The organism is Streptomyces sp. NPDC021622, assembly GCF_040640795.1.
Taxonomy (GTDB): Bacteria; Actinomycetota; Actinomycetes; order Streptomycetales; family Streptomycetaceae; genus Streptomyces.
Genome location: NZ_JBFACK010000001.1, coordinates 101,964 through 114,134 on the forward strand (window position 1 = coordinate 101,964; position 12,171 = coordinate 114,134).

A 12,171-nucleotide genomic window follows, 5' to 3' on the forward strand; every position below is an offset into this window, starting at 1 on the left:
CACGGCCGATGAGGGGCCCCTGAAGCCCCCTTTGTCACTGCTTGCGTTTACTGTCGGTGCATGGAAGGCACTGCACCGAACGCGTACGACGACGAGGCTGCCTACGACAAAGCCGCCTACGACAAGGCCGCCGTCGAGCGATGGGCCGCCGAGCCGGACAAGAGGCCGGGGCGCACCGCCTTCCAGCGGGACCGCGCGCGCGTCCTGCACTCCGCCGCACTGCGCCGCCTCGCCGGGAAGACCCAGGTGGTCACCCCCGGCACCCGGAGCAACGAGGCCTGGGACGCCAGCGCCCGCACCCGCCTGACGCACTCCCTGGAGTGCGCCCAGGTCGGCCGCGAGCTGGGCGCGGCCCTCGGCTGCGACCCGGACCTGGTGGAGACGGCCTGCCTCGCGCACGACATGGGCCACCCGCCCTTCGGGCACAACGGCGAGCAGGCGCTGAACGAAGTCGCCGAGAGCTGCGGCGGGTTCGAGGGCAACGCGCAGTCGCTGAGGCTCCTCACCCGCATCGAACCGAAGCGCTTCATCAGAAGCGAGGAGACGGACGAACTGGTCAGCGTGGGCCTCAACCTGACCCGCGCCGCCCTGGACGCCGCCACCAAGTACCCCTGGCCGCGCGGCTCCCACCCCACGGACCCGGCGTCCCCCAAGTTCGGTGTCTACGAGGACGACCGGCCGGTCTTCGACTGGGTCCGCAGTCAGGCTCCGGGCCGGCGCACCTGTTTCGAGGCACAGGTCATGGACTGGTCGGACGACGTGGCGTACTCGGTCCACGACTTCGAGGACGGCCTGCACGCCGGACACCTCGACCCGAACGTGCTGCACGCCGAGCCCGAGCGCCGGGACATCTTCGCCGTGGCGATCGGCCGCTACGTACCGGCGGACACCGACCCCGAAGAGCTCTCCCAGGCCCTCGACCGGCTCCTCGACCAGGAGTGGTGGCCGCACGGGTACGACGGATCGGCCGTCGCCCAGGCCCGGTTGAAGGACGCCACGAGCCAGCTCATCGGCCGCTTCTGCCTCGCCGCGGAGGCCGCCACCCGCGCGCGCCACGGCACGGGCCCGCTCACCCGGTACGCCGCCGAGCTCGTCGTCCCGCGCGGCGCCCGCCACGAGTGCGCGGTCCTCAAGGCCGTCGCCGACCGCTATGTGATGCAGCGCCCCGCCCAGGAGCGGCTCCGCGCCGACCAGCGGATCGTCGTCGCCGAGCTGGCGCAGGCGCTCACGGCCCGCGCCCCCGAAGGACTCGACCCGCAGTTCCGCGCGCTGTACGACGCGGCGCCCGACGACCGCGCGGCCCTGCGCGTGGTCGTGGACCAGATCGCGTCACTCACGGACGCCGCCGCCCGTTCGCTGCACGCGCGGCTCACGGCACGGCGCCCCATTTCCGAGCAGACCGACCACGGGGCGTGACGAAAACTGGCCGGATAGGGCCGCAACCCCTTCCCCCATCACGCTCTGTGCGGGACGCTCCCCTGACGGCAAGGCTTTGAGGAGGCATCAAGTGGTCGACGCGGATCAGACGTTCGTCATTGTCGGAGGAGGTCTCGCGGGCGCGAAGGCGGCCGAGACACTCCGATCCGAGGGCTTCACCGGCCGGGTGATCCTCATCGGTGACGAGCGCGACCACCCGTACGAGCGCCCGCCCCTGTCGAAGGGGTATCTGCTGGGCAAGGAGGAGCGGGACAGCGTCTTCGTCCATGAACCCGCCTGGTACGCACAGTCGGACGTGGAGCTGCACCTCGGCCAGACCGTCGTCGCCATCGACCGCACCGCCAAGGCCGTCCGCCTCGGGGACGGCGCCGTCATCCACTACGACCGGCTGCTTCTGGCCACCGGCGCCGAGCCGCGCCGCCTCGACGTGCCGGGCACCGACCTGGTGGGCGTGCACCACCTGCGCCGCCTCGCGCACGCCGACCGGCTGCGTCAGGTTCTGGCCAGTCTCGGCCGTGACAACGGCCACCTGGTGATCGCCGGCGCCGGCTGGATCGGCCTGGAGATCGCCGCGGCCGCGCGGACGTACGGCGCGGAGGTCACTGTCGTCGAGCCCGAGCCCACCCCGCTGCACGCGGTCCTGGGCCCCGAGCTCGGCCAGATGTTCGCCGACCTGCACGCCGAGCACGGCGTCCGCTTCCACTTCGGCGCGACGCTCACCGAGATCACCGGACAGGACGGCATGGTCCTCGCCGCCCGCACCGACGACGGCGAGGAGCACCCGGCGCACGACGTGCTCGCCGCGATCGGCGCCGCCCCGCGCACCGCGCTCGCCGAGTCGGCCGGGCTCGACATCGCCGACCGCGCGCACGGCGGCGGCATCGTCGTCGACGCCTCCCTGCGCACCTCGGACCCGGACATCTTCGCGGCGGGCGACGTGGCCGCCGTACTGCACCCGCTCTTCGACATGAGGCTGCGCGTGGAGCACTGGGCGAACGCGCTCAACGGCGGCCCGGCGGCCGCCCGCGCGATGCTCGGCCAGGACGTGACGTACGACCGGGTGCCGTACTTCTTCTCCGACCAGTACGACGTGGGCCTCGAGTACTCGGGCTGGGCGCCACCGGGGACGTACGACCAGGTCGTGGTCCGTGGCGACGCGGGGAAGCGGGAGTTCGTCGCCTTCTGGCTGAGCGAGGGACGGATCCTCGCCGGGATGAACGTGAATGTGTGGGACGTCACGGACACCATCCAGAAGCTGATCCGTGCGGGTGCCCGGCCGCCCGCCGAGTCCCTCGCGGATCCCTCCGTCCCGCTGGAGTCGCTGCTGGCGTGACCGGCCGGGCGGGAGTGTCACAGCAGGGCCGTAGTATTCCTACGTGGCAGGCAGGATCAATGACGAGGACGTGAAGGCGGTTCGGGACGCGGTCCCGATCGACGCCGTGGTCTCCGACTACCTCCAGCTGCGGAACGCGGGGGGCGGCAACCTCAAGGGTCTGTGCCCCTTCCACGACGAGAAGTCACCGTCCTTCCAGGTCAGCCCGAGCAAGGGTCTCTTCCACTGCTTCGGCTGCCAGGAAGGCGGCGACACGATCGCCTTCGTGATGAAGATCGACCACCTCACCTTCTCGGAGACGGTCGAGCGCCTCGCCGCCCAGGCGGGCATCACGCTGCGGTACGAAGAGGGCGGGTACAACCCCTCGAACCAGCGCGGCGAGCGCATCCGCCTCGTCGAGGCCCACAAGATCGCCGCGCAGTTCTACATCGACCAGCTGGAGAGCCCCGAGGCGGAGATCGGCCGCAAGTTCCTCGCCGAGCGCGGCTTCGACCAGGCCGCCGCGGCGCACTTCGGCGTGGGCTACAGCCCGGCGGGCTGGGACCACCTCACCCGCTTCCTGCGCGGCAAGGGCTTCAGCGACAAGGAACTGACCCTCTCCGGCCTCTCCCAGGAGGGCCGCCGCGGCCCCATCGACCGCTTCCGCGGCCGCCTGATGTGGCCGATCCGCGACATCAGCGGCGAGGTCGTCGGCTTCGGCGCCCGCAAGCTGCGCGAGGACGACAACGGCCCGAAGTACCTGAACACCCCCGAGACGCCGATCTACAAGAAGGGCCAGGTGCTCTACGGAGTGGACCTGGCCAAGAAGGAGATCGCCAAGACCTCCCGCGCGGTCGTCGTCGAGGGGTACACGGACGTCATGGCCTGCCACCTGGCCGGCGTCACCACCGCCATCGCGACCTGCGGCACGGCCTTCGGCGGCGACCACATCAAGATCCTGCGCCGCCTCCTGATGGACAACGGCTCGGCGCGGGTGATCTTCACCTTCGACGGCGACGCGGCCGGCCAGAAGGCCGCCCTGCGCGCCTTCGAGGACGACCAGAAGTTCGCCGCCGAGACGTACATCGCCATCGCGCCCGAGGGCATGGACCCCTGCGAGCTGCGCCTGGCCAAGGGCGACGAGGCGGTCGCCGACCTGGTCGAACCCCGCACGCCGCTCTTCGAGTTCGCGCTGCGCCAGATCGTCGGCCGCTATGACCTGGAGACCCCCGCGGGCCGCGCCGCCGCCCTGGACGAGGCGGGACCCGTCGTGGCCCGCATCAAGAACAGCGGCGCGCAGCACGAGGTGGCCGTCCAGCTCGCCGGCATGCTCGGCATCCTGGACACCCAGTTCGTCGTCAAGCGCGTTGCCCAGCTGGCCCGTTGGGCCCGCGACCGCGGCGGCCGCGGCCCCGCCCCCCAGCAGCGCCCGGGACAGCAGCAGAACCAGTCGTACGGCCCCTCGGCGCCCGCCGCCCCGGCAGGACCCGCGCTGAACCTGCGCAGCCCCGCCCACCGCACCGAGCGCGAGCTGCTCAAGCTGGCCCTGCAGCGCCCGGAGCTGGTCTCCCCGACCTTCGACGCGTACGGCGTGGACGAGTTCACCGCCCCGCCCTACGCCGCCGTGCGCCGCTGCGTGGAGGAGGCGGGCGGCGCCGACGCGGGCATCGCCGAGCCGCAGGCCTACCTCGCCCGGGTCCTGGACGCGGCGCCCGACAACTCGGTGCGCGCCATGGTCACCGAGCTGGCCGTGGAGGCGATCCTGCGCAAGACCGTGGACGAGATGTACGCGGGCATCCAGCTCGTCCAGGTCAGGCTGCGCGCCGTCGACCGCCGCATCCGCGAGGTCCAGGGCAGCCTGACCCGCCTGGGCGGCCAGGGCGACCCGGCGCAACTGACCGCCGTACAGAACGAGTTGTGGGTCCTCCAGCAGTACGCCCAGGCGCTGCGCGAGCGAGGCGCGGACGCCCTTTAGGGCCCGCCCCGGACGCATTCCGAGGTTCACCCCGGACGGCTCCGGTTACCCGTCGGGTAACCACCCGGTCACAGACCGGACTCAAAAAGTCACCGCACGCCCCTCGTGGCGGCCGTGTGTCGTGCCCCACACTGGGTTGCGGTGCCTGAGTCCTCGGAGCGCGGCCGGCCCGCAGACAGCGAATGCGGATCCGGTACACCCGCGATTCCACACATCGTGTTCGGGACGGACAGCGGCGAGGCCGTCGAAGCCGATCCCGCTGTACCGCTGCCGCACGCCTCAGCAGCGATCATCATGGAGGTCGCCCCCGTGCAGACCCAGACCCTCACACAGAGCGAGACCGCCGTGCCCGCGAAAGCGGGGGCGGAGGCCGGCGCGGACGTCATAGCGGCCGTACCGCCGCAGGGCCGCGCCGCACGGCACCCGGAAACGGGCCCCGCGGTCCCCGCGAGCACAGCGGCCCCGGACGCCCCCGAACCCGCCGAGGCGCTCGAACCGGACACCGGCGAGCTGCCCCCGGCACCCCGCGGCCGCACCGACACCGGCGGCCCCTCGTCCGACCTGTTCCGGCAGTATCTGCGCGAGATCGGCCGGATCCCGCTGCTCACGGCGGCGGAGGAGGTGGAGCTCGCCCGCAGCGTCGAGGCCGGGCTCTTCGCCGAGGAGAAGCTGCGGCTCGCCCCCGACCTGGACTCCCAACTCGCGCTCGACCTGGACAAGTTGGTCGTCGCCGGCCGGATGGCCAAGCGCCGCCTGATCGAGGCGAACCTCCGCCTGGTCGTCTCCGTCGCCAAGCGGTACGTGGGGCGCGGCCTGACCATGCTCGACCTCGTCCAGGAAGGAAATCTGGGCCTGATCAGGGCAGTTGAGAAGTTCGACTACGCCCGGGGCTACAAGTTCTCGACGTACGCGACCTGGTGGATCCGCCAGGCCATGTCGCGGGCCCTCGCCGACCAGGCCCGCACCATCCGCGTACCGGTGCACGTGGTGGAGCTGATCAACCGCGTCGTGCGCGTCCAGCGCCGCATGCTCCAGGAGCGTGGCTACGAACCCACGCCCGAAGAGGTCGCGGCCCACCTGGACCTGCCGCACGAACGGGTCAGCGAAGTCCTGCGCCTGGCCCAGGAACCGGTGTCCCTGCACGCGCCCGTGGGCGAGGAGGACGATGTCGCGCTCGGCGACCTCATCGAGGACGGCGACGCGACAAGTCCCGTGGAATCAGCGGCGTTCCTGCTGCTCCGCGAGCACCTGGAGGCGGTGCTCTCCACGCTCGGCGAGCGCGAACGCAAGGTGGTCCAGCTCCGCTACGGCCTCGCGGACGGCAGGCCCCGCACCCTGGAGGAGATCGGCCGCATCTTCGGCGTGACCCGAGAACGCATCCGCCAGATCGAATCCAAGACCCTCAACAAGCTGCGGGACCACGCCTTCGCGGACCAACTACGCGGCTACCTGGACTAGTTAGTCGACCTCGGCCACGGCTTCGGCGAACTGGGCCTTGTACAGCCGCTCATACGCCCCACCGGCGGCCAGCAGAGCGTCATGCGTCCCCTGCTCGACGATGTCCCCGTCCTCCATCACCAGGATGGTGTCCGCGTCCCGGATCGTGGAGAGCCGGTGGGCGATGACGAACGAGGTCCGTCCGTGCGCGAGGCGGGCCATGGCCTTCTGGATGAGCACCTCGGTACGGGTGTCGACGGAACTCGTCGCCTCGTCGAGGACGAGGATCACGGGGTCGGACAGGAACGCCCGGGCGATCGTGATCAGCTGCTTCTCGCCCGCGCTCACCCCCGTGCCCTCGTCGTCGATCACCGTGTCGTAGCCCTCCGGGAGCGTCCGCACGAAACGGTCCGCGTGGGCCGCCCGCGCCGCCTCCTCGATCTGATCGCGGGTGACCTCCTTGGCCGCTCCGTACGCGATGTTCTCCGCGATGGTGCCGCCGAACAGCCAGGTGTCCTGGAGCACCATGCCGATGCCGGACCGCAGTTCGTCGCGCGACATCCTCGCGATGTCGACCCCGTCGAGCGTGATGCGCCCGCCGGTGACCTCGTAGAACCGCATCAGCAGATTGACCAGCGTGGTCTTGCCCGCGCCCGTCGGGCCGACGATGGCCACCGTGTGGCCGGGCTCGACCTTCAGGGACAGGTCCTCGATGAGCGGCTTGTCCTTGTCGTAGCGGAAGGAGACATGCTCCATCTCGACCCGCCCGCTCAGCCGGCCGATGCGCTCGCCCGGCACCGGGTCCGCCTCCTGCTCGTCCGCGTCGAGTAGCTCGAAGATCCGCTCGGCGGAGGCGACACCGGACTGCACCAGGTTCGCCATCGACGCGACCTGCGTGAGCGGCATCGAGAACTGCCGCGAGTACTGGATGAACGCCTGCACATCGCCGATCGACAACGCGCCCGACGCGACCCGCAGGCCACCCACCACGGCCACGAGCACATAGTTGAGGTTCGACATGAAGAACATCAGCGGCTGCATCGCCCCGCTGTTGAACTGCGCCTTGAACCCGGCCTCGTACAGCGCGTCGTTCTGCTCGGCGAAGGCCTTGGCCGACTCCTCCTGACGCCCGAACACCTTCACCAGGCTGTGCCCGGTGTACATCTCCTCGATGTGCGCGTTGAGCTTGCCGGTGGTCTTCCACTGCTGCACGAACTGCGGCTGCGACCGCTTGCCGACCTTCGTGGCGACGTAGAACGACAGCGGCACGGTGATCAGCGCCACCAGCGCGAGCAGCGGCGACACATAGAACATCATCACCAGTACGCCGATGATGGTGAGCAGCGAGTTCACCAGCTGACCCATGGTCTGCTGCAGCGTCTGCCCGATGTTGTCGATGTCGTTGGTGGCCCGGCTGAGCACCTCACCGCGCTGCCGCTTGTCGAAGTACGAGAGCGGAAGCCGCGACAGCTTTGTCTGTACGTCCTCGCGCAGCCGGAAGACGGTCCGGTTGATGGCGCGGTTGGAGAGCCGCGTCGCCACCAGCATCAGCAGGCCCGCCGCCAGGAACGTGCCGAGCGCGAGCAGCAGCACCGCGCCGACCGCGCCGAAGTCGATGCCGTCGCCCGGCGTGAAGTCGACTCCGGAGAGCATGTCGGCCATGCCGCCGTCGCCCTTGTCCCGCAGCTGCTCGATCGCCTGGTCCTTGGTGACCCCGGCCGGCATGTCACGGCCGACGATGCCCGCGAAGAGCAGGTCGGTCGCCCTGCCGAGGATCTTCGGGCCGAGCACGGTGAACGCCACGCTGAGCACCACGGCGGCGATCATCCCGTACATCGTGGCGCGCTCGGGCCTGAACTGCGCCAGGAGCCGCTTGCCGGACCCCTTGAAGTCCATGGACCGGGAGTCCGGCCCCATCATCTGTCCGCCCGGACCGGCCATTACGCGGCCTCCGCTTCCGTCAGCTGGGAGAGCACGATCTCCCGGTAGGTCTCATTGCTCTCCATCAGCTCGTGATGGTGTCCCGTCCCCACGACCCGGCCCTCGTCGAGGACGATGATGCGGTCGGCGTCCCGGATCGTCGACACGCGCTGGGCGACGATCACGACGGTCGCCTCGGCGGTCTCGCGGGACAGGGCACTTCTGAGCGCCGCGTCCGTCGCGTAGTCGAGGGCCGAGAACGAGTCGTCGAAGAGGTAGATCTCCGGGCGCTGGACCAGCGTCCGCGCGATGGACAGGCGCTGGCGCTGACCACCGGAGACGTTCGTTCCGCCCTGCGAGATGGGCGCGTTGAGCCCCTCCTCCAGACCTTCGACGAAGCCCTTGGCCTGGGCGACCTCCAGGGCGTGCCAGAGCTCCTCGTCCGTCGCGTTGGGGTTGCCGTAACGGAGGTTGGTGGCGACCGTGCCGGCGAAGAGGTACGGCTTCTGCGGGACCAGGCTCACGGTCTTCGCGAGCAGCGCGGGATCGACGGTGCCCACGTCGACACCGCCGACAAGGACCTGCCCCTCGGTCGCGTCGATCAGCCGCGGTACGAGGCCCAGCAGCGTCGACTTGCCGCTGCCGGTCGACCCGATCACCGCGGTCGTCTCGCCGGGGCGCGCCACCAGGTCGATCGCCTTGAGCACGGGCTCCTCGGCGCCGGGGTAGCGGAAGCCCGCCGCCCGGATCTCCAGGTGGCCGTGGCTGCGCAGTTCGCGCACCGGGTCGGCCGGGGGCACCACGCTGCTCTCGGTGTCCAGGACCTCCTCGATGCGCTCGGCGCAGACCTCGGCGCGCGGCACCTGCATGAACATGAAGGTGGCCATCATCACGGACATCACGATCTGCATCAGATACGCGAGGAACGCGGTGAGCGCCCCGATCTCCATGCCGCCGCTGTCGATGCGGTGCGCGCCGAACCACACCACCGCGATCGACGAGATGTTCACGACGGTCATGACGATCGGGAACATCAGGGCGAGCAGCTTGCCGGTGCCCAGCGACACCTCGGTCAGCGCGCCGTTGGCCTCCCGGAAGCGGTCCTTCTCGTACTCGTCACGGACGAAGGCGCGGATGACGCGGTTGCCGGTGATCTGCTCGCGAAGGACCCGGTTCACGGTGTCCAGGCGCTCCTGCATCGTGCGGAAGAGCGGGCGCAGCCGCTTCACGATGAGGCTCACGCAGATCCCGAGGACGGGCACGACCGCGACCAGGACACCCGAGAGCGGTACGTCGAGGCCGAGGGCCATGACGATGCCGCCGACGCACATGATCGGCGCCGACACCATCAGCGTGAACGCCATCAGGACCAGCATCTGCACCTGCTGGACGTCGTTCGTGGTCCTGGTGATCAGGGACGGCGCGCCGAACTGGCCCAACTCCCGTGCGGAGAACGACTGCACGCGGTCGAAGACGGCGGCCCGGATGTCGCGACCGAGCGCGGCCGCGGTGCGGGCGCCGTAGTAGACGGCGCCCACGTTGCAGACCACCTGGGCGACGGTGACGGCGATCATGACGCCGCCGAACGACAGGATGTAGCCCGTGTCCCCCTTCACGACACCGTTGTCGATGATGTCGGCGTTGAGCGTGGGCAGATACAGCGAGGCGCAGGTCTGCAGGAACTGCAGCAGCACCAGCAAGGCGATGGGCTTTTTGTACGGGCTCAGGTGGGCCCGCAGGAGTCGTATGAGCACGGGGTCTCTTCGAGAGGCGTGGGCGGGGTTTCTGGCGAGGTCGCCCCCCATACTCCGATACCGCACCGGGGCGTGTGCAACCGATTAAGCCATGACCCGGTAAAAAGTTTGCCCGAGTCAAGAAGTAGGCACGCCCCTGCGGGTGCGTCGTGGCTTGTCGCGCAGTTCCCCGCGCCCCTACGGGGCGCTTAGAGCGCGCCCGGATGTGACTGCTCCCGCACCGTTCGGTACTGCTGGCGTACCGCCTGGCCCACGGGCAGTTCCTCGCCCGGCTCGAAGACCTGCGCCGACGCGCCCTGCCACTGCGGCAGTTGACCCGTCAGGGCCCAGGCCGCCTGGCGTGCCGCGCCGATCGCCGTGTAGTCCGCGGGCTGCGGCACCACGACCTGCGTACCGAGCAGCATCGGCGCCGCGGCCTGCACGGCCGGCAGCTCGGCGGCGGCGCCGAGCAGGAACACCCGCCGGACTTCCACCCCCCGCCCCCGCAGCACGTCGAGCGCGTCACCGAGCCCGCACAGCATGCCCTCGAAGGCGGCCCGCGCCAGATGCTCGGGCCGCATCGACTCCCGCCGGAGCCCGGTCAGGGTGCCCGCGGCGTGCGGCAGATTCGGCGTCTTCTCACCCTCCAGATACGGCAGCAGTACGAGCCCGTGTGCGCCCGGCGTCGACTTCATGGCCAGATCGGAGAGCCCCTCGAGGTCGGCGACGCCCAGCATCTCGGCGGCGCCCCGCAGCACCCGCACCGCGTTCAGCGTGTGCACCACCGGCAGATGCATTCCCGTGGCATCGGCCAGCGACGTTATGGTCCCGCTCGCATCGACCAGCGCCTCGTGATGCACGGCCATCACCGACCCCGATGCCCCCAACGAGACGACCGCGTCGCCCTGTTGGACCCCGAGCCCGAAGGCCGCGGCCATCGTCTCGCCCGTACCGGCAGAGATCAGCAGCCCCTCGGGGGTCGTCCCCGCGGCCTCGGCGGGACCGATCACCTCGGGCAGCATCACCTGGTGCCCGAGCGCGAGCTCGACGAGATCCGGTCGGTACGTCCCCGACGCCGCCGACCAGTAGCCGGTCCCGGAGGCCCCGCCGCGGTCGGTCGTGCGCCGTGCGGGACGGCCCAGGAGCTGCCACACCAGCCAGTCGTGCGCCTGCATCAGCGCGGCGACGCGCTGCGCCGCCTCCGGCTCGGTCCGCGCAAGCCAGCGCAGCTTCGTCACGGGCTGCGCCGCCTGCGGCACACACCCGACGGCCTGCGCCCAGGCCTCGCGGCTGCCGAACCCGTCGATCAGATCGGCCGCGGCGACCTGCGCCCGCCGGTCGTTGCCCACGAGCGCGGGCCGCACGGTGTTGCCGTGCTGGTCCAGGGCGACGAGGGCGTTCTGCTGCGCGGCGACGCCGATGGCCTGCACGCCCTCGAGCAGCCCACCGCCCGCCGCCTCGCCGAGCGAGAGCAGCCAGGCCTGCGGATCGACGTCCGAAGGCCGCCCTCCGCTCTCGGTGTTCTCCAGTGGATGCGGGGCATGGCCCTGCCTGAGTACGGCGCCCGTGTCCGCGTCACAGACCACGATGCGCGTGAAATCGGGCGAACTGTCCAGCCCAGCGACTATCCCCATGTGGGAATTCTGCCGCACCGCGCACCGTGTCCCGTACCGCAGGCCCCAGCCGGCGCTGCCGTCTATGTGTTGCTGGTCCCCCAGTCGTCCTCGACGGGCGCGCCCTGCCCGCGCTCGCGCAGCGACCGCACCCGGTCGGCCACCGATTCGGGCACCCGGTCGCCGACCTTCTCGGACACCGAGTGGAGGGCCTTGCCCGCCACATCGCGTCCCTGCTGCGTCGCGGACTCGACGGTGTTGCGCACGGCCGGGTTCTGCGCGAACTCACGAGCCGACTTCTTCAACTGCTCGTAACGCTCGCGTCCGGCCCTGGTCCCGAGCACGTACCCGAGAGCCAGTCCCGCCACGAAAGTGAGCCGGTAGCGCATGGCTGCCACCCTTCCCTTGCGTCGGAGGGGGATACCGATTGGCGGAGCACCCCCCTGCTTGCGCTAATGTATGTGTCGCAGCGAGCGACCGCCGCCCGGGAATCCCCAGGTAGGTGACATCGTTGCGACGAGACGATCCCCTGTAGCTCAATTGGCAGAGCAGCCGGCTGTTAACCGGCAGGTTACTGGTTCGAGTCCAGTCGGGGGAGCTCGGTCTCCTGTAGCTCAATTGGCAGAGCAGCCGGCTGTTAACCGGCAGGTTACTGGTTCGAGTCCAGTCGGGAGAGCTGTGAGAAGGGCCCCTGAGATTCCCTCAGGGGCCCTTTTTCGTGCCCGATGGAACCATGTGGGCAGC

8 protein-coding genes and 2 tRNA genes are annotated in these 12,171 nt (G+C 70.5%); 6 read left to right on the forward strand and 4 right to left on the reverse strand.

Annotation, left to right across the window (positions count from 1 at the left end; genetic code table 11):
- Positions 1 to 60 precede the first annotated feature (60 nt).
- The 4 genes from AB0G47_RS00500 (at position 61) to AB0G47_RS00515 (ending at position 6,182) form a co-directional block, all read left to right on the forward strand.
- Entirely contained in the window at positions 61 to 1,416 is a 1,356-nt protein-coding gene (locus AB0G47_RS00500) for a deoxyguanosinetriphosphate triphosphohydrolase (RefSeq protein WP_360762389.1), read from the forward strand.
- A gap of 91 nt (positions 1,417 to 1,507) precedes the next feature.
- Positions 1,508 to 2,770, forward strand: coding sequence for an FAD-dependent oxidoreductase (locus AB0G47_RS00505; protein ID WP_360762392.1), 1,263 nt, complete (start codon positions 1,508 to 1,510; stop codon positions 2,768 to 2,770).
- A gap of 43 nt (positions 2,771 to 2,813) precedes the next feature.
- Positions 2,814 to 4,724 carry a DNA primase gene (gene dnaG / locus AB0G47_RS00510; protein WP_360762395.1) on the forward strand — a complete coding sequence of 637 codons (1,911 nt, stop codon included), beginning with the start codon at positions 2,814 to 2,816 and terminating at the stop codon, positions 4,722 to 4,724.
- Between the two features lie 141 nt (positions 4,725 to 4,865).
- On the forward strand, positions 4,866 to 6,182 hold the full coding sequence (locus tag AB0G47_RS00515) for a sigma-70 family RNA polymerase sigma factor (RefSeq protein ID WP_360762398.1): 1,317 nt from the start codon (positions 4,866 to 4,868) through the stop codon (positions 6,180 to 6,182).
- On the opposite strand, the gene AB0G47_RS00520 is transcribed toward AB0G47_RS00515, so the two are convergent.
- The 4 genes from AB0G47_RS00520 to AB0G47_RS00535 form a co-directional block, all read right to left on the reverse strand.
- Positions 6,183 to 8,102 (reverse strand): ABC transporter ATP-binding protein, encoded by a 1,920-nt coding sequence (locus AB0G47_RS00520; RefSeq protein WP_360762401.1) that lies wholly within the window; start codon positions 8,100 to 8,102, stop codon positions 6,183 to 6,185.
- Complete coding sequence (locus tag AB0G47_RS00525) at positions 8,102 to 9,835, reverse strand: ABC transporter ATP-binding protein (protein WP_360762404.1); 1,734 nt, start codon at positions 9,833 to 9,835, stop codon at positions 8,102 to 8,104. Before AB0G47_RS00525 ends, AB0G47_RS00520 begins: the two co-directional genes overlap by 1 nt.
- A gap of 188 nt (positions 9,836 to 10,023) precedes the next feature.
- A complete protein-coding gene (locus tag AB0G47_RS00530; RefSeq protein WP_360762407.1) occupies positions 10,024 to 11,448 on the reverse strand; it encodes an FGGY family carbohydrate kinase in 1,425 nt (474 codons plus the stop codon).
- A 62-nt stretch (positions 11,449 to 11,510) separates the two neighbouring features.
- Entirely contained in the window at positions 11,511 to 11,816 is a 306-nt protein-coding gene (locus AB0G47_RS00535; protein ID WP_360762410.1) for a YtxH domain-containing protein, read from the reverse strand.
- A gap of 136 nt (positions 11,817 to 11,952) precedes the next feature.
- Here AB0G47_RS00535 and AB0G47_RS00540 point away from each other — a divergent pair.
- Positions 11,953 to 12,025: transfer RNA gene (locus AB0G47_RS00540), tRNA-Asn, on the forward strand.
- 5 nt (positions 12,026 to 12,030) lie between these two features.
- Positions 12,031 to 12,103: transfer RNA gene (locus tag AB0G47_RS00545), tRNA-Asn, on the forward strand.
- Positions 12,104 to 12,171 lie beyond the last annotated feature (68 nt).

What these genes read in the sequence shown, in the direction of transcription:
- AB0G47_RS00500 (WP_360762389.1), top strand. Translation starts at nt 61, where the DNA reads ATGGAAGGCACTGCACCGAACGCGTACGACGACGAGGCTGCCTACGAC.
- AB0G47_RS00520 (WP_360762401.1), bottom strand. Translation starts at nt 8,102, where the DNA reads ATGGCCGGTCCGGGCGGACAGATGATGGGGCCGGACTCCCGGTCCATG.
- AB0G47_RS00530 (WP_360762407.1), bottom strand. Translation starts at nt 11,448, where the DNA reads ATGGGGATAGTCGCTGGGCTGGACAGTTCGCCCGATTTCACGCGCATC.
- AB0G47_RS00535 (WP_360762410.1), bottom strand. Translation starts at nt 11,816, where the DNA reads ATGCGCTACCGGCTCACTTTCGTGGCGGGACTGGCTCTCGGGTACGTG.